Annotated in this window: 19 protein-coding genes; 2 read left to right on the forward strand and 17 right to left on the reverse strand. The window is 52.8% G+C overall.

Features of this window, described 5'->3' with window-relative positions; all coding sequences use genetic code 11:
• Window positions 1–22 precede the first annotated feature (22 nt).
• The 7 genes from ACXKZD_RS00495 to gmk form a co-directional block, all read right to left on the reverse strand.
• On the reverse strand, window positions 23–1,702 hold the full coding sequence (locus ACXKZD_RS00495) for an AsmA family protein (protein ID WP_033759274.1): 1,680 nt from the start codon (window positions 1,700–1,702) through the stop codon (window positions 23–25).
• Between the two features lie 118 nt (window positions 1,703–1,820).
• The gene (locus ACXKZD_RS00500; RefSeq protein WP_010258420.1) at window positions 1,821–3,194 is read right to left on the reverse strand and encodes a nucleobase:cation symporter-2 family protein; all 1,374 of its coding nucleotides are present in this window, start codon (window positions 3,192–3,194) and stop codon (window positions 1,821–1,823) included.
• Window positions 3,195–3,297: 103 nt separating this feature from the next.
• The gene (recG, locus tag ACXKZD_RS00505; protein WP_143790237.1) at window positions 3,298–5,376 is read right to left on the reverse strand and encodes an ATP-dependent DNA helicase RecG; all 2,079 of its coding nucleotides are present in this window, start codon (window positions 5,374–5,376) and stop codon (window positions 3,298–3,300) included.
• Entirely contained in the window at window positions 5,373–6,071 is a 699-nt protein-coding gene (trmH, locus tag ACXKZD_RS00510; protein WP_010258414.1) for a tRNA (guanosine(18)-2'-O)-methyltransferase TrmH, read from the reverse strand. Before trmH ends, recG begins: the two co-directional genes overlap by 4 nt.
• Window positions 6,072–6,073: 2 nt before the next feature.
• Window positions 6,074–8,182, reverse strand: coding sequence for a bifunctional GTP diphosphokinase/guanosine-3',5'-bis pyrophosphate 3'-pyrophosphohydrolase (gene spoT / locus ACXKZD_RS00515; protein ID WP_010258411.1), 2,109 nt, complete (start codon window positions 8,180–8,182; stop codon window positions 6,074–6,076).
• 20 nt (window positions 8,183–8,202) lie between these two features.
• Complete coding sequence (gene rpoZ / locus ACXKZD_RS00520; RefSeq protein WP_003851346.1) at window positions 8,203–8,478, reverse strand: DNA-directed RNA polymerase subunit omega; 276 nt, start codon at window positions 8,476–8,478, stop codon at window positions 8,203–8,205.
• A gap of 54 nt (window positions 8,479–8,532) precedes the next feature.
• Window positions 8,533–9,156: a guanylate kinase gene (gmk, locus tag ACXKZD_RS00525; RefSeq protein ID WP_010258405.1), complete on the reverse strand. Its 624-nt coding sequence runs from the start codon at window positions 9,154–9,156 to the stop codon at window positions 8,533–8,535.
• 239 nt (window positions 9,157–9,395) lie between these two features.
• Between gmk and ligB the strand changes: the two genes are divergently transcribed.
• Window positions 9,396–11,147, forward strand: a complete 1,752-nt coding sequence (ligB, locus tag ACXKZD_RS00530; RefSeq protein ID WP_060681363.1) for an NAD-dependent DNA ligase LigB — start codon at window positions 9,396–9,398, stop codon at window positions 11,145–11,147.
• On the opposite strand, the gene ACXKZD_RS00535 is transcribed toward ligB, so the two are convergent.
• From ACXKZD_RS00535 to ACXKZD_RS00575, 9 genes are all read right to left on the reverse strand, one after another.
• Complete coding sequence (locus ACXKZD_RS00535; protein ID WP_010258398.1) at window positions 11,085–11,702, reverse strand: trimeric intracellular cation channel family protein; 618 nt, start codon at window positions 11,700–11,702, stop codon at window positions 11,085–11,087. The genes ligB and ACXKZD_RS00535 overlap by 63 nt on opposite strands.
• A 433-nt stretch (window positions 11,703–12,135) precedes the next feature.
• The gene (locus ACXKZD_RS00540; RefSeq protein WP_010258395.1) at window positions 12,136–12,780 is read right to left on the reverse strand and encodes an oligosaccharide flippase family protein; all 645 of its coding nucleotides are present in this window, start codon (window positions 12,778–12,780) and stop codon (window positions 12,136–12,138) included.
• A 146-nt stretch (window positions 12,781–12,926) separates the two neighbouring features.
• Window positions 12,927–13,127 carry a hypothetical protein gene (locus ACXKZD_RS00545; protein WP_060681361.1) on the reverse strand — a complete coding sequence of 67 codons (201 nt, stop codon included), beginning with the start codon at window positions 13,125–13,127 and terminating at the stop codon, window positions 12,927–12,929.
• Between the two features lie 434 nt (window positions 13,128–13,561).
• On the reverse strand, window positions 13,562–13,957 hold the full coding sequence (locus tag ACXKZD_RS00550) for a hypothetical protein (protein ID WP_010258391.1): 396 nt from the start codon (window positions 13,955–13,957) through the stop codon (window positions 13,562–13,564).
• A 136-nt stretch (window positions 13,958–14,093) separates the two neighbouring features.
• Window positions 14,094–15,236, reverse strand: a complete 1,143-nt coding sequence (locus ACXKZD_RS00555) for an alanine racemase (protein WP_060681378.1) — start codon at window positions 15,234–15,236, stop codon at window positions 14,094–14,096.
• 234 nt (window positions 15,237–15,470) lie between these two features.
• Window positions 15,471–16,394 carry a kdo(2)-lipid IV(A) palmitoleoyltransferase gene (lpxP, locus tag ACXKZD_RS00560; RefSeq protein WP_031591897.1) on the reverse strand — a complete coding sequence of 308 codons (924 nt, stop codon included), beginning with the start codon at window positions 16,392–16,394 and terminating at the stop codon, window positions 15,471–15,473.
• Between the two features lie 571 nt (window positions 16,395–16,965).
• Window positions 16,966–17,445, reverse strand: a complete 480-nt coding sequence (locus ACXKZD_RS00565) for a DUF943 family protein (RefSeq protein ID WP_061704400.1) — start codon at window positions 17,443–17,445, stop codon at window positions 16,966–16,968.
• The gene (locus ACXKZD_RS00570; RefSeq protein ID WP_061704401.1) at window positions 17,445–18,257 is read right to left on the reverse strand and encodes a DUF3289 family protein; all 813 of its coding nucleotides are present in this window, start codon (window positions 18,255–18,257) and stop codon (window positions 17,445–17,447) included. The genes ACXKZD_RS00565 and ACXKZD_RS00570 overlap by 1 nt, the downstream gene beginning before the upstream one ends.
• 447 nt (window positions 18,258–18,704) lie before the next feature.
• Entirely contained in the window at window positions 18,705–19,568 is an 864-nt protein-coding gene (locus ACXKZD_RS00575; protein ID WP_010258384.1) for a YicC/YloC family endoribonuclease, read from the reverse strand.
• Between the two features lie 155 nt (window positions 19,569–19,723).
• Between ACXKZD_RS00575 and ACXKZD_RS00580 the strand changes: the two genes are divergently transcribed.
• A complete protein-coding gene (locus tag ACXKZD_RS00580; protein WP_010672099.1) occupies window positions 19,724–20,149 on the forward strand; it encodes a DUF3574 domain-containing protein in 426 nt (141 codons plus the stop codon).
• A 38-nt stretch (window positions 20,150–20,187) separates the two neighbouring features.
• Here the strand turns inward: ACXKZD_RS00580 and ACXKZD_RS00585 are convergent, their stop codons facing one another.
• Window positions 20,188–21,372, reverse strand: coding sequence for a NupC/NupG family nucleoside CNT transporter (locus tag ACXKZD_RS00585; protein ID WP_031591888.1), 1,185 nt, complete (start codon window positions 21,370–21,372; stop codon window positions 20,188–20,190).
• Window positions 21,373–21,478 lie beyond the last annotated feature (106 nt).

Below are 21,478 nucleotides of genomic sequence, written 5' to 3' on the forward strand. Positions count from 1 at the left end.
CTTCAGCGGCCCTGATCTGTTGTTAACGTACCTCGCCAGCCTGCATGGTCTGCTGCAGTTGCTGACTGTCGGTTGTCACCGACAAACTGCCATTAACCGTCGGGCGCAGCGGCTGAGTTGCGGTTAATGCACCGTTCAGCTGCAGCTGCATATTACTGTCACCGGTTAACGGCAACGCGGGCCATCCCCAGTTCTGCAACACATTCACCGGTACAGCACGACCTGTCAGTTGCAGCGTCAGCGGACGGGCTGGCTGCTGGCCTACGGTGGCCGTCCCTTCGAGCAGACCCTTATTACTGAACGCACTCAGCTCCGTAACCTGAATCTGCTGCTGGTCAGCGCTCAGCGCAATCGACGGATGACGCAGGTCGGTGCGATTAAAGGTTGATTCTGCCGCGTTCAGGCTGAGCTTACCCGACCAGATCCCCCACTGATGCTGCTGCGCCAGCAGCAGGTTTTCACCGGATCCATCCAGTGAGGTCAGCTGGAAGGGAAAAGCCGGATTGATGTCGATAATCAGGTTTCGATTAGAGGTGAAGCGCGTCACCTCTACGCTATCCAGCCATGCGGGCAGTGTCGCCTGCCAGCGATCGCGCCAGTCCTGCGGCAGAGTGTATTCCAGTCCCGCCACCGCCAGGTTTTTCAGTGTCAGGCGTTTATCGCTACGCGACCAGTCACCGTCAGCCCGAATTACCCCATTTGCCCAGCGTGAACTGAACTGCGTCAGTGCCACGCCCTGCGGTGAGAAGTCCAGGTTAACGATGGGGTCATTTAGTTCGAATCCACCGTTGATAAAATTGCTGGCATTCAGCGCCAGCGAACCATCGTTACTCTGCCAGTCATCACCCTGCCAGTTAACGTTTCTCAGCGTCAGATCCAGATCCGTTACCGCCCAGTCAGGCCCCTGCAGGCGGGCATCGGTCATGTCGAGTCGCGTAATAGCAATCGAGGGGACAACCTGCAGGCTATGCAGGAAATCTTTCAGGCTGCTGGTGGTCTGCAGACGGATGTCGTTCAGTCGCAGCTGATTAATTTTCCAGTTGCCCTGGGCATCGCGCTCACCGTTGCCGGTCATAGAGCCACGCGCCAGGTCGGCACCAATATTGTCAAAGCGCATCCGACCCTGGGCAACACTGCCCTGGATCAGTACGTTTTCACCCGGCACATTATTCAGCGTCATGCTGCCTGCGCTCATCTGGAAGCGGGCATCGCGGCCCAGCATATCAAGGGCAGTGGGTTTCCACGGCAGAATGCCGCCATTAACCTGCTGAGCAAACAGCGGTAACGCGCTGTTGGGGCTGTCGATACGCATATTGTTGAGTTGCAGGCGATCGGCCTGAATCGGTAGCGCGCTGCCTGGCGCCAGATTGGCCAGATTCACTTCTCCGTCGCGCAGCTCAAGGCTGCTGAAATGCAGCGGATCGCTGAACTGAATCAGTGCCAGACCGAGATCGACCCGTTTCGCCACCAGAACTGCAGGCTGTCCATCGTGACCAAAGCTGAAGTCATCCAGAATGATGTGAGAGGGAGAGGAGAAATTGTGTTCAATTTTACTCAGGGAGAGATGCCATTCGGTTTTGTCACTCACCCAACGGCTAAACCAGCCTGCACCCCACTGTGTCTGCAACAGAACATAGATCACGACCAGGGTGAAAAGCAGCAGCAAAAGTAAGGTGAGGAAAAACTTTCCAATAAATTTCATAGCATCCTTCCCGAGTTAAATCCGGTGAGAGGTTGTTATGCCTGAATTACCGTTACAGCTCAACAGCCTGGATGTAAATCCGAATAATTAGCAGGCAGGCCGAAGCCTGCCTCTGGCCTTACTTCTCTGGCGGAAAAATCAGGTTGAGTACGATAGCGGTAATGCCGCCCGCCGCAATACCGGAAGAGAGCAGGGTTTTCAGCCAGTCAGGCGCAAACTGCAGGATCAGCGGCTGCTGAGAAACGCCCAGGCCCACCGCCAGCGACAGCGCAATAATCATGATGGCGCGGCGGTTAAGCGGCTCGCGTGACACAATGCGGACACCCGAGGCGGCGATGGTGCCGAACATCACAATGGTGGCGCCGCCGAGTACCGGTTCAGGGATCATCTGCACCAGCCCGCTGACCGCCGGGAACAGCCCCAGCACAATCAGCATCAGCGCGACAACAAAGCCGACGTAGCGGCTGGCAACACCGGTCAACTGGATCACGCCATTGTTCTGACCGAAGCAGGAGTTCGGGAAAGTATTAAACAGCGCGGAGACAAAGGAGTTGAGGCCATTCGCCAGCACGCCGCCTTTCAGGCGTTTCATATAGAGGGGTCCGCTGACCGGCTGCTCTGACACATCTGAGGTGGCGGTGATATCGCCGATAGTCTCCAGAGAGGTCACCATAAACACCAGCATAAGCGGGATGAGCAGATTCCAGTCGAAGCCCAGCCCGTAATAGAGCGGGGTCGGCACCACGATTAGCGGCTGATCGGTGGGGATGCCGGCGGCAGGCAGCATCCCCATCGCCCAGGCCAGCAGATAGCCCACCGCCATGGCAATAACCAGGGAGGCAACGCGCAGGTAGGGGTTCTTCTGCCGGTTAAGTAGCACGATCACCAGTAGCACAGCCCCTGCCAGCATCAGATTTTTCGGCGCACCAAAAGTATGATCGTTAATCGCGCTGAAACCGCCGCCAATGGAGGTCAGCCCCACCTGAATCAGCGACAGGCCGATAATCATCACCACGATACCGGACACCAGCGGCGTAATGATCCGGCGCGCCAGGTGCAATACGCGTGACAGCACCATTTCGGTACAGGAGGCGACCATCAGCGTACCAAACAGCGCCGCCATCATGGTGGGCACGTCAGCGCCGCCATTTTTTAGCGCCATGCCGCCCATAATCAAGGGCGTAACGAAGTTGAAGCTGGTGCCCTGAATCGACAGCAGGCCCGAACCCACCGGCCCCCATGTTTTGATTTGCAGCAGTGATGCCACACCCGATGCAAACAGCGACATGCTGATCACGTGCCGGGTATCCTCTGCGGGCAGCCCTAACGCCTGACAAATCAGAATCGCGGGGGTAATGACCGCGACAAACATCGCCAGCAGATGCTGACCGGCGGCAAACAGCGTTTGCGGCAGAGGAGGACGATCTTCAAGACGATAAATCAGTTCGCTTTGCGTGGCGGAAGGCTGTTCTGGCTGCGGATTAGTGGACATCTTCTGTTCTTCCCAAAAAATAATGTGGCGATTGTAATCATCCGCAGGCTAAAAGCAATCGTTTGCCCGGCAGGGATAAAAAAGCCGAATCAGAGGGGGGCGTTCAGACGTTGGTATAACGGGTGTTCTCTGGCAGCCAGCGTTCAATCAATGCGCTGGCCTGTTCGGGATAGTGCTGGTGGATGTGGCGCGCCACACGCTGAACTTCGGGCACCATCGCCGCATCGCGCAGCAGGTCGGCCACTTTAAATTCGGCATTGCCGGTCTGACGCGTGCCCAGCAGTTCACCCGGCCCGCGAATCTCCAGATCGAACTGGGCAATGACGAAGCCGTCATTGCTGTCGCGTAGCACCTGTAAACGCTTCTGCGCCGTCTTGCTCAGCGGCGCTTTGTAGAGCAGTACACAGTGTGATGCCACGGCACCACGGCCCACACGGCCCCGCAGCTGATGCAGCTGCGCCAGCCCTAACCGCTCCGGGTTTTCGATGATCATCAGGCTGGCATTCGGCACGTCCACGCCAACCTCAATCACGGTCGTCGCCACCAGCAGCTGCAGTTCATTCGCTTTAAACGCCTGCATCACCGCCTGTTTTTCCGCAGGCTTCATACGGCCATGCACCAGCCCGATGTTTAAGTCGGGCAGCGCCGTTTTCAGGGATTCCCAGCTGGCTTCTGCCGCCTGTGCTTCCAGCAATTCTGACTCTTCAATCAGGGTGCAGACCCAGTAGGCCTGACGCCCTTCGCGGCAGGCATGCTCAACCCGCGCCACAATCTCATCGCGTCGGGTATCGGGGATAGCCACGGTGGTCACCGGTGTACGTCCCGGCGGCAGCTCATCGATGGTTGAGGTATCGAGATCGGCATAAGCGGTCATCGCCAGGGTGCGCGGAATTGGTGTGGCGGTCATGATCAGCTGATGCGGATGGAAGCCCTGCTCCTCACCTTTCTCCCACAGCGCCAGTCGCTGGTGGACGCCGAACCGATGCTGCTCATCAATAATGACCAGTGCCAGACCGTTGAACTGCACCTGCTCCTGAAACAGGGCATGTGTGCCCACCACCATCGCCACCTGACCGCTGGCTATCGCTTCCTGCTGTGCCTGGCGGGCTTTGCCTTTCTGTTTTCCGGCCAGCCAGCCCACTTCAATGCCCAGCGGCGCAAACCACTGGCGGAAGTTACTGGCGTGCTGTTCAGCCAGCAGTTCGGTCGGCGCCATCAGAGCAACCTGCTTACCATGTGCGATCACGTTCAGCGCAGAGAGGGCGGCGACCAGTGTCTTACCCGAGCCGACGTCACCCTGCACCAGCCGCATCATCGGAAAGTCATTTGCCAGATCTTTCTCTATCTCCGCCACCACGCGTTTCTGCGCATTGGTCGGTGAAAAGGGCAGCGCAGCCAGCAGCTGGTCGCTAAGGTTGTGCCGGGGAAGCATCGGTAAAGCGTAATAGCGCTGAGCACCGGCGCGTACCGCCAGCATGCTGAGGTTGTGTGCCAGCAGCTCTTCCAGAATCAATCTGCGTTGTGCCGGATGATGACCACTCTCCAGCTCGCTGAGTTTTAGATCGGGTGGTGGACGATGCAGCGTGCGGAGCGCATCTGGCAGGCTGATTAAACCGCCGCTCAGTTCCTGCGGCAGCAGTTCGGCAATCGGGCAGCTCTCCAGCAGCGTCAGTGCCTGATCGGTGAGATTACGCAGCGTGGCCTGCCGGATACCTTCGGTGGTGGGATAAACCGGCGTTAAGGTCTCTTCCAGCGTCACATTGCTCTGTTCGCCCTGGATCCGGTATTCGGGATGGATAATCTCAGCGCCACGCTGACCGCGTTTAATTTCACCATACGCGGTGACGCGCCGGCCCGGCGACAGGTTGTTCTTCATCCCGGCATTGAAATTAAAGAAGCGCATCGTCAGTACGCCGCTGCCATCGCTAATCTGGCACACCATCATCCGGCGGCGACCAAAGGTGATATCTGTGTGCAGCACTTCGCCTTCTACTGTGGCCCAGATACCGGGCAGCAGATCATCAATGGCATAGAGTTGGGTGCGATCTTCGTAGCGTAGCGGGAGATGAAGCAGGAGATCCTGAATGGTATGCAGGTCAATTTTGGCCAGCTTTGCCGCCTGGCTGGCACCGACGCCGGTCAGGGTACTGAGCGGGATGGCATCCAGCAGACGGCCTTTCATCTTCTTTTACCGGTCGATTGCATGGTTGCCCACCAGCTGGGATCGGCGTCGACTTCGCCCTGCGCATTGATGCGCGGATAGGGTAAACCTTTCTGTTTTGCGACCCGCGCCAGCACCGGGAATCCGCCTTCGAACAACAGACGTTGCTGCTCATCTTCGTCCAGCAGGCTGTAGTCGCGCAGGTACAGACCCGCGTTCTGCCTCTGCCGCTGTGCTTCATACAGGATCAGCGCGCAGGCGACCGAGACATTCAGCGACTGCACCATACCCACCATCGGAATCACAATCTGCCGATCGGCCAGCGCCAGCGCTTCTTCGGTGATGCCGGTTTTTTCCTGGCCCATCAGGATGCAGGTCGGAAGGGTATAATCGATCTCACGGAAATCCACGGCATCGGCAGAGAGATGGGTCGCTAAAACCTGCATCTTCTGTTGTTTGAGCTTTTTTACAGCATCGCCGATGGTGGGATGGGTGACCACTTTAACCCAACTGTTGCTTCCGGCAGATGCGGAAGCCTGAGTGCGCATCCGCTGGCTCGGCCAGACGGCATGCACTTCGTGGATGCCGACGGCGTCCGCCGTGCGGATCACTGCGGAAACATTGTGCGGCTTATGCACCTGCTCCATACAGACCGTGAGATCGTGCTGGCGCAGTGCCAGCATCGCCTGAATCCGGGCAAATCGTTGATCGTTCATGCCTAATTACGGTTACGATGGACTTTGATCACATCCGGCATCACGCGAATTTTACGCATGATATTCGCCAGATGGACGCGATCACGTGCGGTCAGGCGGATAAATGCGCTGTAAACGCGGCCATCACGCTCTTCGGTATTCAGGCTCTGAATATTGGAACCGGCCGTGTTGATTGCCGCCGTCAGGTTAGCCAGTGCGCCCTGATGGTTAAACATGTCGACTTTGATTTCCGCCACGAACTCCTGCTCGGTGACTTTATCCCACTCGACCGGCATGAATTTTTCAGGCTCTTTCTGGTAGCCGCGAATATTCCGACAGGATTCATGATGCACCACCAGCCCTTTGCCGGGACTGACATGGGCAACAATCGGGTCACCGGGAATCGGACGGCAGCATTTGGCGAAGGTAATCAACACGCCATCTGCACCTTTGATCGGCAGTTTACCGCGCTTGCTGTTGCTGCTGATGGCGTTGCTGTCAGCCTGCAACAGGTTCTTCGCCACCACTACGCTCATCGCATTGCCCAGACCGATTTCTGCCAGCAGATCGTCAAGCGAGGTCAGCTTCATACGATCCAGCTCCTGCCTGATATTCTCAGGCGGAATCTCAGCCAGTTTACGGCTGCCGCCCAGCGCATGGCTGAGCAGGCGGCGACCCAGATTAACGGAGTCTTCGCGCTTGAGGTTTTTCAGCAGCTGACGAATTTTTGCGCGGGCTTTGGAGCTGACGACAAAGTTGAGCCAGGCGGCGTTAGGACGGGCGCCTGGCGCGGTGATGATTTCAATCGTCTGACCGCTGGTCAGGGTTTGCGACAGCGGATAAGGCTGGCGGTCAACGCGTGCGCCAACGCAGGCATGGCCGATATCGGTGTGGACCGCATAAGCGAAATCCACCGGCGTCGCACCGGTTGGCAGCTCAACAATGCGGCCTTCAGGTGTAAAGACGTAGATCTCATCGGGAAAGAGATCGGACTTCACGCTTTCAATAAATTCAAACGAACTGCCCGCACTCTGTTGCAGCTCCAGCAGGCTTTGCAGCCAGCGCTGAGCGCGAATCTGTGCGGTGGTGCCACTTTCGCCCGCCTGTTTATAAGCCCAGTGCGCAGCGACCCCCATTTCCGCCATCTGATCCATATCCTCGGTGCGAATCTGTACTTCGACCGGCACGCCGTGCGGACCAATCATTGAGGTATGGAGCGATTGATAGCCGTTCGCTTTGGGGATGGCAATGTAATCTTTGACGCGGCCCGGACGCGGTTTATACAAACTGTGCATCTGGCCCAGAACGCGATAGCAGGTATCCAGATCTTTCACGATGACGCGAAAGGCATAGATATCCATGATCGAGTGAAAACGCTGCTCTTTCAGCGTCATTTTGCGGTAAATCGAGTAAAGATGCTTTTCACGCCCGCTGACGCGGCAGGGAATGCCCGCTTCCTGCAAACGGCCGTCGATCTCAGAAAGAATCTTCTGGATCATCTCTTTACGATTACCGCGCGCGGCTTTCACCACCTCTTTAATGACCCGATAACGGTTCGGATAGAGGGCCTCAAAACCGAGCTCTTCCAGCTCTGTTTTAAGATGATGAATACCCAGGCGGTGCGCCAGCGGACTGTAAATCTCTAACGTTTCCAGCGCGATGCGGCGACGTTTGTCCGGGCGTAATGCGCCGAGAGTGCGCATATTGTGGGTGCGGTCAGCCAGCTTGATGAGAATGACGCGGATATCCTGCACCATCGCCATAATCATCTTGCGGAAGTTCTCTGCCTGCGCTTCTTTCTTGTCGCGGAATTTCAGCTTATCCAGCTTGGAAACGCCTTCGACCAGTTCCGCCACGCTTTTACCGAACAGTTGTTCCATGTCCTGGTAAGTGGCAGGCGTATCTTCGATCACGTCATGCAGCAGCGCGGCCATGAGAGTTTCATGGTCGAGCTTCATTTCCGCCAGAATACAGGCCACGGCAACCGGATGGGTGATATAAGGCTCACCGCTGGAGCGTGTCTGTCCCTCGTGGGCATCACGTGCGACAAGGTAGGCTTGCTGGAGGCGCTTGATCTGCTCCTCTGGCAAGTATTTTTCAATCAGTTGATTGAGACTTTCAAACAGATACAAGGGCGACCTGCAGGTGGCTGTTAACGACGACCTTCAGCGATAGCGGTAACGGCCTGTAACTCAGCGGCTTCCTGCTCTTGCTGTTCCTGACGATCACGCACATCTAAAATCTGATTGGTGACCAAACCTTCTTCGATTTCGCGCAGGGCGATAACGGTAGGTTTATCGTTCTCTTCCGGAACCAGTGGATCTTTGCCGCCTACCTGCATCTGACGTGCACGACGTGCAGCGACCAACACCAGGTCAAAACGATTACCAACTTTTTCTACTGCGTCCTGAACGGTTACGCGTGCCATAGGTGTGCTACTCCACAGATGAAGAAATGACTGCGCATCATACTGAAACTGTATTCAGACTGCCAACAGTTTGCTGATTAAAGCATCGTGACGCGCCTTCTGGCGCGCCATACGCAGACGTTCTGCGCGAATAATGGTTTTCAGATCGGACAGCGCCAGATCGAAATCATCATTCACAATTAAATAGTCATACTCGGCGTAGTGGCTCATTTCCGCTACCGCCTGAGCCATGCGACGCGTGATCACCTCTTCGCTGTCCTGGCCACGACCGCGCAGACGGCGATCGAGCTCTTCTTTCGAAGGCGGCAAAACAAAGATGCTGCGTGCGCCAGGCATTTTGGTGCGAATTTGCTGCGCACCCTGCCAGTCGATGTCGAGAAACACGTCAACGCCAGTTGCCAGCACCTGCTCAATAGCATGGCGCGAGGTACCGTAATAGTTGTCGAAAACTTTGGCATGTTCGAGGAAAGCCTCTTCCGCGATCATCTGCTCAAATTCATGCTTCTCAACAAAAAAGTAATGTTCGCCATGGGTTTCACCCGGACGCATACCGCGCGTCGTGTGCGAAACAGAGACCTGCGTATCATACAACGGCTGGGTCTTTAACAGCGCCTGAATCAGGCTGGATTTACCTGCGCCGCTGGGAGCAGAAACAATATAGAGCGTGCCTTGAGCCATGGTTTTCTTGAATTGATTAAAAGCGGAGTCGATTTCCTGCACAGTATACACAGCTTCCCGCCGCCACGCAGCGTTTGCGCAGCGGCAACACCCAACTTTTGCGCATCTTCGCGCAAATCTCTGTCGGACGACTGTAATTATCCCCTGATTGCGACGGCATTCCTTCCATAGCTGAACATCACCTCTGGCTGACGCTGAAGCACCGGTATTGAATGCTGCAAAACGTCAGGAGAGAGATCATGAAAGGATTCGGCTGGCCGCTGTTTGCGGCTGCTCTGTGGATCGTCCTATGGCCTGCGCATAGCGCCCTTTGTCCGGTCTGGACTCCCACCCGGGCGACAGAAGAGATCCGTCGTCTGCAACAGCAGCTGCAGCATTGGGATGATGCTTACTATCGTCAGGGGCAGAGTCCGGTGGCTGATGCAGATTATGACAGTCTGCAGCAGCGACTGAATCACTGGCAGCACTGCTTTAACCCTCCGCAGCCTGCTTACGTACCGCAACTGCCGGGTGAGGGTGAGCACCTGCATCCGGTCGCCCACACGGGCGTAAAAAAGATGCGCGACAAGCTGGCCCTGGCTTACTGGATGCAGGGGCGGCACGATCTCTGGGTGCAGCCGAAAGTGGATGGCATTGCCGTTTCCCTGGTTTATCGCCACGGCAGACTGGTTTCACTGTTGAGTCGTGGTGATGGATTACGCGGTGAAGAGTGGCTGGCTAAAGCCGCCTGGATCCCTGCGATTCCGCTGCAGATCGAGACCGGACTTGAAGAGGTTGTGCTGCAGGGTGAGCTGTTTCTGTCGATGACCGGTCATCAGCAGGCGGTTCATGGCGGCAGGAATGCGCGCTCACAGGTAGCAGGCGCCATGATGAGCAAGCAGCGGGTTCCTCTGCTGGACTCGCTCGATATTTTTATCTGGGCCTGGCCAGATGGCCCCGCCACGATGAGGGAACGCCTTCAGCAACTCAGCCGCTGGGGACTGGGCGTTGCCGCAAAATGGAGCCACAGCGTTAAAGACGAAGAGGAGGTTGCAGCGTGGCGGGAGCGCTGGTTTCATGCTGAGCTGCCCTTTGTCACTGACGGTGTCGTCGTTCATCAGAGCCTGCGACCTGCGGGCAAAAACTGGCTGCCTGGAGAGGGAACATGGGCCGTTGCCTGGAAATATCAGCCTCCGGAAGTCAGCGCTGAAGTGCTCTCCGTCGATTTTCCAGTCGGCCGAACCGGGAAGATAGCCGCGGTACTTAATCTGCAGCCGGTACAGCTGGATGATAAGACGGTCAGGCGGGTCAATGTTGGATCGCTGCGTCGCTGGCAGGAGAGCGATATCGTGGCGGGAGATGTCATCACACTGAGTCTGGCAGGCCAGGGCATTCCCCGGCTGGAGCGGGTGATCTGGCGCGTGGCAGAGCGGCACTATCCTCAGCCTCCCGACGCGTCGCGCTACACGCCGCTGAGTTGTTACACCTTCAGCGCTGAATGCCAGAAGCAGCTACTGGCAAAATTACGCTGGCTCAGTCAGAAAACGGTACTGAATATTCCTGGCGTTGAGCGCAGCACCTGGCTGCACTTACTGGAAACCGGCAGTATGACGCACCTGTTCGGCTGGCTGACGTTAACACCGGAACAGATCGCCGCCGCAACGGGCCTCTCTCGGGAGCGGGCGGGTCAGCTCTGGCACCGTTTTAATCTCACCCGTCAGCAGCCGCTTCGTCGCTGGGTGGATGCCTTAGGTGTTTCACTGCCGCGGAAGGCCCTCAATGCGCTGCCCGATCAGCAGTGGGAGAGCTTAACGCAGCGGGATGTCAGGGACTGGCAAGCTTTACCGGGTGTCGGTGCGGCGCTGGCAAAGCGCCTGGTTGCGCAGTTCCATGATGCCCGCCTGCAGACGCTGATCGCTTTTCTGAGACAGCAGGGAATTCCCGCATCCTCAATGCTCGGGATGGGGATAGTTGAAAATCGGCAAACCAAGACGGAAGCGCAGCGCCAGTAAACGGGCGAAGAATCCGAACAACAGGGTAATGATAATCACCGCTTCATGCGCCAGTGTGGTTTTCAGCAGCAGGATATACATCCAGCCAGAGGCGAAAGCGATACCGGCGTAGAGTTCCTTCTGAAACACCAGCGGAATGCGATTACAGAACATGTCACGCAGCACGCCGCCAAAGACGCCGGTAATGACCGCACTTATCGCGGCAATAATCATGGCGTGTCCTGAATCGAGCGCAACCTGCGCGCCGATAATAGAAAAGACCACCAGTCCTAACGCATCGAGCACCAGAAACACTTTGCGCAGATGCGTCATCAGGGGTGCCAGGAAAGTGGTCACTACCGCCGCCGCTGCAACAATCATGATGTATTCGGGATGTTTCACCCAGCCCAGCGGATAGTGACCCAGCAGGATGTCGCGCACCGAACCGCCACCAATGGCGGTCACGGACGCGATAATGATGACACCGAACAGATCCATTTTGCGACGCCCCGCCGCCAGCGCACCCGTCATGGCTTCAGCAGTAATACCAATAATGTAGAGAACGGTCAGTAACATAGCAGACTCCAGTAAGACGGCGGCAAGACTACGGTATTGCCTGAGAGACGGCGACTGAGCTTTTCTGGCGATCGGCGTCCGGGATGAGCGCAGTTTATACCAGCCAGCGCTGGCGTCATCATAGAAAGACTTTTTTGCGAAGGGCCTGCAGCAGGTGATTGAAAAAGTTGAGAGGAAACAACGTACAGAGGGTTTGCGCGTTCCGGCGCGGGGTTTTCCGACCCAGGGCGGGCGGTGAACTGACGACGATCGCCAGATAGCCGCTGGTCGAAAACCAGTTTATACAGGAGATAAAAAAGGGCTGGATGCTGCGGGAAAAGAATCGATCAGGTAAATATTGCGACAGAATAAATAAAAAGAAAAGGCGTGCTGGTTAACAGCACGCCAACGCATCGTTTCGGATGCTCAGAGCCCACCATACAGACTTATTTTATTATTTGTTTCTTGCACGAATTTTAGAAAATGCATTCAGGCTAAAACGGTATTCCGGCTGGAACCATGAACGACCATAGTAGCAATAAATCAGCATACGAATGGATGCCATCGCCAGGTAACCCCAGATCGCACACAATACTGAAGGGGTCAGCCAGACGGTAAATAAGGTGACGGCAAGTCCGGCTAATACCGAGGAGGTTTCAGCAAAAGCGATACGGGTATATTGTTTTTCGCGCTGTAATATCGCACGGTAATGCTGACCCTGTGGGATGATAATAAACACCACTGAGACCATCTGCAGCATTAATGCCAGTTCAGGTTGATCAAAAAGGCTGGTCAGCAGGTGGCTGCCAGTAAATAACAGACCAAACACCGCGACCCCCATCAACATATTACCCCAGTAGATCGTGGAGAGGTCATTGATAGAGAGAATCGAGCGGCGGATCAGCGTATTTGAGAAGCCCCGATCGGCCAGAGTATCGATAGCCAGTAAAGCTATCACGGCGATCGCCAGCAGATTGAGCTCATTCGCCTGCAGAATCTGCGCCAGCAACGAGAGTTGTAATACGCCGATGCCAATAATTTTGATTGAAGAGAGCAGAGACCATTTTGCGCCATTCAGACTGCTTTCACGTATTGCCATAATATACTCGTTAGAGTCCATCGACTCTGTGAGAATTAAATAGTTGTGTAACGGCAAGGAGAGGTTGCTGTAACACCGTTAGTTAGTGCAATTTTTCCGGCCGAAGTCCTGAAAACGCTTTACAGGCTTGCCATGTTATTATGGGTTCAATCAAATGATGCCTGGATAAAAAAGATATCCCTGGTAAAATTGCTTTTTCGTGTCATGGCGGAATTCCCTGCAGCGAAAAAGAATTCCGCCAGATCACGAATAAATCCTGTTGTAGTTTTATATTCTCCTGCCAGCATCCTTGCGGCAATCTCAACGCATTCTTTTTCTGATAACAAAGGATACGCTGAGCGGTCCATGACTTTTTTCCTGCTTTATCATTATGGGTATTGCTGTGTGTGGAATGATTTATACATTGTTTTATTTAATTTAACACCATAAGAAAAGTCTGATTACGTGACCGCAGAAATAAATGGTTTCACTTTATGCATGATAAATATTAAATCCCCAGCAGATTGCTAATAAACGATTGTTAATGATTAATGTATAGGTAAGTCAGAAATTGTTTGTGCGGCAAACCAGGAGGCCCGAAATCAGAGGGGGTCGCCTGCCTTTCAGAGGATTTTGCCAGGATTTTTCCTGGCAACGATGCTTAAGCAGGGTTGGTGATAAATGCGTAAGGATGATGAGTAATCAGATAAGCGCTTTATGCTTTATCGTCGAAAGTTTTTCTATTTTTTTTCATTAGCGGCCAGTGATAAATGCAGAGAAAAAGGCGCGCTAAGTCATTGATTTATTGTGTAAGAAGCTGGTTGAGTTTCTCAAGATCGTTGCTAACCCATTCAATATCCTGCTTAAATTTCTCATCTGAAGTAAATGGCTGGCGATAAACCGTTACCATCACCTCGGCGCCCTGTTCGTTTGCTATCACGCGCATCGGTACGTAGATCTCCTTTCCCGAGCCGCTATCAATCCAGTGATCCATTACCCCAAACGGATTATGTGGCGAGAACCGGATCTTCACATTGCCCTGGGGGCCTTTAGCACGCCAGCGATTGCCATCGGGTTCTAACGCACTGTGCGTCAGCCCGGAAGCCCACTTTGGGAAAAACTCTGGCTTCCAGATGGTTTCATAAAGATCTAACCAGTGACGTGGAATCGTCAGGCTCAGAGTGCGAGAGGAGAGCATGTAACCTCCGGTGAATAAGCTAAAAAAGCATTAAAGCATGAGGCCAGGCTTGTTAAAACGTTGTAACAGCAGAAGTGTGGTGTTGAAAGGGTTTCGTACAAATGGCAGACAACGGATGATGCTGTCTGCCACTGACTCAAATGAAATTGCCGCGCGCAGAAACCACATGATCTTCGCTATGGCCGTTTGCGTGCCGCAAAACAAAGCTGTCCGACTGCGCCATCACGGCACAACTGTGATTAGGGAAGATACGCAGCAGCGTGCCGATTTCAGGGCGGCGATCCTGATAAAGCAGAAAACCGTGCTCCTCAGATAATTTTGCCACTTCATAAGTATGACCCGCTTTGTCGGCTGCCACACCAAAGCCGCTGGCATTGGTGCCGTGTGGTCCTTTATCCGAACTCAGCATTTTTGACCCGGCATCCACAATCGCGAAATGATCGTTCACCGCCACGACACGGGTAATGACGCTCATTGCCAGCTGATCGACGTGACTTAATCCGAGACGGCAGGCGGTAAGGTCCAGTAGTGCATAGTTTCCGGGCCGGATTTCATTCATGCAGGGTGCAATCTCTGCTGCCAGCGCCGTAGGCGTTGAACCTACAGAGAGTGGGCAGTCGGTAAAACCAGCCGCCTGCAGTTTTGCCTGTACTTGCTGCATCAATGCCGTTTCCTGCCGGGCGACATCCGCAATGGCCGCGGCATTACCGGCACCATAAGCGTGGCCGGCATGTGACACTAATCCGGCAAAGCGTAACCCTTTGTCCTGCAGCGCCTGAGCAATCAGCACCGCTTCATCTGTATCAGGATTGACACCTATCCGATGTAATCCAACATCAACCTTAATCGCTACCGCAAGGTCGCATTCCGGTTGCTGCTGACAGGCATCAGCAATAGCCGCTACGCCCTGCAGCCTGTCCGCAATCAGGATGAGCTTTACCTGATGAAGCACGGCGTGGCGCAGCAATTCAGCCACGCTTTGCGGTTGCACAATCGGGTAGGCTAATAGCAGATCACGAACGCCGCCCTGAATAAAACTGATGCCTTCGCTGGGCTTTGAGACGGTAACACCCTGGGCGCCGGACGCGATCTGACGCTGCGCAATCCAGACGCTTTTATGCGTTTTGATATGCGGTCGCAACGCGACGCCTGCCGCACTGGCTTTGCGCTGCATATGCTGCAGGTTCTGCTCCAGGCGCTCTGCATCCACTTCAATATAGGGCGTAAGGCGATCATCAATCAGCGGACGCTGCCACTGCTGTGTATCGTTGATATCCATAAGATTGTCCGGCATTGACGAGGTAAGGGGATTCATCATTCCTTAATTATCTCTTTGATACCAGCCTGCCGGACGCAGACAGGTGTGCTGAACAGCTGAAACTGCAGTGGTAGCTATAACGGCAGAGTCAGTATGAGAGCACAGCAAACGAGGATGAGAGAGTGGACGTAGAGCAGATGTCGTTCAGCAGATTAAAACAACAAAGCAGGCGCGAGGCCTGCTTTATCAGTTAACTCAGACGTAGAGCGACTCTTCACCCGGTGGCCGGGTTTTGAAGCGACGATGCAGCCAAAGATACTGTTCGGGTGCGCGAAGGATCTGATTTTCGATCACTTTGTTCATATAAGCTGCAGCTGCAGCCTCGTCCGTATGAGGATAATTTTCCAGCATCGGTTCGATGATCAAATGGTAGCCATCATTTCCTGGATTACGAATCAGCATAATCGGCACCATCGCTGGCTTCGCCAGACGCGACAGAACAAAAGTCCCGTTAGTCGTGGCGGCTTTTTCCACCGCAAACAGCGGCGCAAAGGTGCTGCCTTTGGGGCCGTAATCCTGATCAGGCGCAAACCAGACCGATTCACCCTGTTTCAGGGCATTAACCATACCGCGTAGATCACGACGGTCGATCATCGCTTTATTTGAGCGCATCCGCCCTTTGGTCTGCACATACTCCATCGCCTGGTTATTGTGTGGGCGATACATCGCCATCATTGGCTGACAGAGTCCGCTGATGCGGCCGCCCAGCTCCAGTGACATGAAATGCACACCAATCAGCATCACGCCTCGCTTTTCTTTCTGCGCGGCATGCAGGTTTTCCATTCCCGATACTTTAAACAGACGTCTTACCGCACGGTCAGACCAGAACCAGGCAATACCGGTTTCAGCCAGCGCCATCCCAAGCGACGCGAAATTGCCGGCAATCATATGTTCTGTTTTTTCTTCGCTGATGCCCGGAAAGCAGAGTTCGATGTTACGACGGGTAATACGCTCGCGGCGCTGCAGGAAATGGCGAGAGATTTTGCCGGCACCGGCACCGAGACGCATAAGAACAGGATAGGGGAGCTGGACCAGCAGCCAGAGTACGCCAAGGCCAAACCAGGTAAACCAATAACGCGGATGCAGCAGCGAACTGCTAAATTTTCCGGTGTTTTTCATTAACAACCTTCATGGGATAGAGGGATGCATCGCACAAAGAGCACTTCCATGAGTCTTAAGGCGGTACAGCTGTACTGATTTCGACCAACATTTTATCAAAAAGTGCCTTCAAAGAAAGGGAAACTCCGGCATCTACAGGATTGACCTGTTTCATGGAGAGGAGTTAATACCGGCTATAAAAGTACATTAATCATATAAAATCATTATTTTTCAAATAATTAGTTTAGGCCTGAAAGAAGCTTTAATTGTAAGCGAGGCCGTTTCAGGAACAGTCTGGAAATGATTATTTATTTATCTTTACCTGATTCTGATGCTGGCCGCGCTGAAAAAGAGAACAATTGACGGAAGGAGTTAACTCTTTAAGTGCTGACAGCGCCTGAAAGGGGAACAAAGCGCTACTGCGAGCGCTTTGTTGAGTGGATATTACTCGATATTCTGAATCTGAAAATTGATTTTTTTAAAATTAGTCTTTTATATCAATGAATTGGGTATTTTTTTTGCGATATTTTTCAATTTTACTCATCAAACCACTCTACAGTAAGCACCGCTACAAGCTGGTTAGCTAAAATGCTCACTTAATAGTTGTCGTAAATCGTTCACCTTTGACTAGTTCACCAGAAGGTTTTCGATAGTAAGACTCGCCATCAAGTCGGTAGTAAGTGTATCCATCTTTTGTTTTAGTGATGTCCATGATCCAGTTTGACTTGTCTATACAATTCTCATCTGATTTCATGTCATCAAAGCACAGTAAGTAGTCAGTGTCGTGGTCTGGAAAAGCACCAGAGTTTTTAGGAGCGAGCTTTTGATACTTACCATCAAAATTCCATACTGAAATGTTATAAGTTTCACGAGAAGAAATGGTTTTGACTCCATTGTTATCCCACCATTTTATTTTATCAGTATCAGAGAAAGGAATTTTTTTAACTAAAAAATCTTTTCTCGTATCAGAACTGTGAATTGCAAGCACTTTTGGAGAATTAAAGAAGCTAACATAAAATAATGCTAACATTGCCAATGCTACAATAAAAACGATAACCTTTTTGATTCTCATTAGTTTCTCCTGCTATTAATTTCAAACTCTGCTTTCATATTGGTTAAAAAAGGCTTGAAAGCAAATTGTTCCCATCTTTGAAGAACAAACCAAATACGAAAGGCTCTGATAAAATGAAATTTAGGATTCATGATGTCAGATTTATCGAGACCGAAATGGTCTTGACCTGTAAATGTTATTTTTGCTACATAACCGTTATCAGTTATATCAAGTTGATTTATCTGTATGTTTGTAGCATGAATATCATGTATCGACATTCCTAATCCATTGAAGCTGTCAGCCCATCTATTGAACTTAGGAAGTATTGAATTTCTTATAGCTTGTGTTATTAAATCTATATCTGGATCTGATAAACTTTTTTGTCCAGTAACTATGATTTTATCTAATGAAGACTTAATTACTGTAAGTGGTGAGAGCGGAGATGTTTGCCGACTAATAATTAGATTTTTATATGCACTATCAAGAAAAGGGCTGGAATAACTTTTCCCATTCCCGTGGTAAAGATGCTTTACGAGATTGTTGAATATTTGGTGGTGTCCAAGATAATATGCAGGCATAGAAACACGAAGAAACTCATTGAAAAGAAGTTCAGCCATTTCTGTTCTGGATTTTGGACGGGTATCCCGGAAGGAGTTGAATATAGATACTTCTTTTCCAGTCCAAGGGTCAATGACATCAGAAACATCATCCAAACCCAAATCGCTTCTGAGTTGCTTTTCACTAAGATCTCCACACTTCATATCGTCAGTGCTGTAGTCATTAAACTTGTGCTTCGTTTGAAAAATGGTGGCAGGAAACTTCAATGCTGGCATGATGACTTCCTTGTGATATTAATGTTTCATCCTGAAAAATCATGTAATTAATCGAATGCTAAATTATTCTAATATCGACATATCTGTAAAATCCAATGCTTCTTTGCTACAGCCCTGTTCATATAACTACCAGTCGCAGGTATTAAGCAGACTGATGTAATACTAAACGGCATGGTCGGAAAAGTGAAGGAGTGTAAGTCCCACCTTTCATTATGACCAATGACTATCCCTGACCTCACAGGACAAAATGTTACCCATATAACTGACCTGTTAAACCAGACTCAGGACTACACCATTCTGACTATTCATTTATAGCTGGTTAAGCAGACGAGTTCCCCACTTTACTCCCAAAATCATTGAACTTTGACAGTGGAATATGGGCATCATGGAAAAGTAAAAAAGCCCATTTAACATGGGCTTGTGGGATGTACTGTGCAGGTGTGGAAATTACTCGATATTCTGAATCTGCTCGCGCATCTGCTCAATCAGCACCTTCAGTTCAATGGCTGACGTGGTGATTTCGGCGTTGATCGACTTCGAAGCCAGCGTGTTCGACTCACGATTGAACTCCTGCATCATAAAGTCGAGACGGCGGCCAACTGCTTCTTTCTTTTTCAGGATGTTGTAAGTCTCTTTAACGTGCGCATCCAGACGATCCAGCTCTTCAGAAACGTCAACACGCTGCGCCATCATCACCAATTCCTGCTCAAGGCGATTGTTTTCCAGCTGGACTTCAGCATCTTCCAGTTTGGCGACCAGCCGCTCACGCTGCCATTTGATCACCTCAGGCATCTGCGCGCGCACTTTGCTGACTTCCTGCGAGACGCCTTCCAGACGCTGCTCAATCATCGCTTTCAGGGCGGTACCTTCGCTTTCACGTGCCGCAATAAAGTCATCAAGCGCACCATCCAGTGCCTGCAACAACTGGGTGTTGATGGCATCCAGATCCTGTTCCTGCGCAGACATCACACCCGGCCAGCGCAGAATATCCAGCGGATTAATCGCGCCTTCGTCGCTCTGCATTTTTACCCAGTTGGCAGCCTGCACCAGCTGTTTCGCCAGCGTTTCGTTGAGCATCAGTTCGCCCTGTGCGCTGGGATCGGCATCATAACGAAGGTTGCACTCAATTTTACCGCGCGTCAGACGCTGGCGAATGCGCTCGCGGATAACCGGCTCCAGCCCACGAAACTGTTCCGGCAGGCGGATGTAGGTTTCCAGATAACGCTGGTTCACGGAACGCAGCTCCCAGGCGGCGCTGCCCCATTCGCCTTTGGCTTCGCTGCGGGCATAAGCGGTCATACTGCGGATCATAAGCGGTACTCATTTGCGGAAAGATGGGTGAAGTATAGCGAGGCGAGCCACGGCATAACAGGCATAAGCGTCGCACAGGAAAATAACGAACCATTTCCGCTTTCAGCGACAGCCACTTATGATGACCATTGACCCTTTGTGAGGATGACTGATCTATGTCTCGCGTTATTGCCCTTCCTGTTGTGATGGCTCTGCTGCTGGCAGGTTGCCAGGCACGCCACTCGCCGCCCACTAAACCGCAACCCATCTGTGCGGGTGGCGACATGATGATGCAGACCACGTTGTGGTTTGGACTGAGCAAGCCTGATGGCGGCAGGGTGAGTTCACTCGACTGGATGAACTTCGTGGATAATGAGGTCACGCCACGGTTTAAAGCGGGCCTGTCGGTCTATGATGCCAAAGGGCAATGGCTGGGCGAGAACGGTCAGCTGGCACGGGAGAACAGTAAGGCGTTGATGCTGATCCACGGGATCGACCCCGCCACCAACGTTGATATTGAGGCGTTACGCAGCCTCTATAAAAAACGGTTTGGTCAGGAGTCGGTTATGCGGGTGGATGCACCCGTCTGCGTCGGATTCTAAGGCGAAAGCGGGCGGCAGAATTGCCGCCCGTTGAATAATCAGATAAACAGACCGGCAAAGGCTGCGGAGAGCAGACTGACCAGCGTGGAGCCATAGACCAGCTTCCAGCCAAAACGGGAAACCACATTTCCCTGTTTCTCATTCAGGCCTTTTATTGCGCCCGCCACAATGCCGATAGAGGCAAAGTTAGCGAACGAGACCAGGAACACCGACAGAATACCCAGTCCACGCGCACTCATGCCTGCCGCGACTTTCTGCAGTTCAATCATCGCCACAAACTCATTCGCCACCAGTTTGGTTGCCATGATGCTGGCCGCCTGCAGGGCATCGGCTTTGGGAATGCCAATCAGCCAGGCCAGAGGATAGAACAGGTAGCCGAGCAGTTGCTGGAAGCTGTAGCCGAACACCGCCGCAAACAGCGCGTTGACGGCAGCAATCAGGGCAATAAAGCCAATCAGCATGGCCAGAATAATCATCGCGACTTTGAAGCCTGCCAGGATGTACTCACCCAGCATCTCAAAGAAGCTCTGCTCTTCATGCAGTTTATCCAGCGCGATAGGCTGCTCATCCTGGCTTTTCATCGGGTTGATGATCGACAGGATAATAAAGGTGCTGAACATGTTAAGCAGCAGTGCCGCAACCACATATTTCGGTTCGATCATCGACATATAAGCACCGACAATCGACAGCGAAACGGTAGACATCGCGGTCGCTGCCATGGTGTAGAGCCGGCGCGGCGGGATATCACCCAGAATCCCTTTATAAGCGATGAAGTTTTCCGACTGCCCAAGAATCAGCGTGCTGACGGCGTTGAACGACTCCAGCTTGCCCATGCCGTTAATCTTCGACAGCAGCGTCCCGAAAATACGGATCAGCAGCGGCAGGATGCGCCAGTGCTGCAATATGCCGATCAGTGCCGAAATAAAGACAATCGGGCAGAGCACGCCAAGGAAGATAAATGCCAGCCCCTGTTTGCTCATTCCGCCAAACACGAACTCCGTGCCCTGTGCGGCAAAACCCAGCAGCGTCTCAAAGAAACCGGCGAACGAGCCGACCAGCGCCAGACCCCCGGCAGAGTGAAGGAAGAACCAACCCAGCGCGGCTTCCACCACAATCAGTTGAATAATAAAGCGCAGGCGAATCTGTTTACGGTCATGACTGACCAGCAGCGCAAGGGCGAAGATCACCACCAGCGCCAGCAGGAAATGAAGAATGGCGGCCATATGTCTTTTTTATCAGAGAGAAAGGAACGCGCATTTAGCCACAGCTGGCGGGGAATTTCATCTGATGCCTGCGTCAGACCAGCGTAAGAGACAGCGGACAAGGAAG

The sequence above is a fragment of the Pantoea sp. ABR1s genome (genome assembly GCF_057812235.1).